Here is a 366-nt window from a genome sequence, read left to right as displayed (position 1 = left end):
TCCCCAGGCAATCGTGTATGCCAATCTACTGGCGTGGGATTACGACGGACTGACCCCTCTCAATCGCCCTCAAAATGAAGTGCAGGAAGTCATATTAGCCTCGCTGAAGCTGCTGGCGGTACAAATTAAACACCTTGAGCCTGATTTCATCATCTTTGCATCTGGAGCCCGGAGAACAGACTACATCATAAAACAGGTGCTTACTGAGCTGGGCGGCTATGAGACTTCTTCAGTCATTCCGGGGAAGCTATGGGAGTTCAAAACAGGTAATGCAATCTGTTTCAGAATTGCCCATCCAAGGGCTATGCGCGGACACCAGAAGTACAGAGATGAGGTGATTGCACGAATTAAGCAACTTTGTACTCA

General features: G+C 48.4%; 1 pseudogene. It reads left to right on the top strand.

Annotated features, from left to right (window positions below):
* Positions 1-366, top strand: a pseudogene (locus GJV78_RS23250) (hypothetical protein); the annotation flags it as partial.

The sequence above is a fragment of the Intestinirhabdus alba genome (assembly GCF_009711095.1).
GTDB lineage: Bacteria > Pseudomonadota > Gammaproteobacteria > Enterobacterales > Enterobacteriaceae > Intestinirhabdus > Intestinirhabdus alba.
Note: the sequence above shows the minus strand (reverse complement) of the source record. Positions and strands in the feature narration are given on the sequence as shown.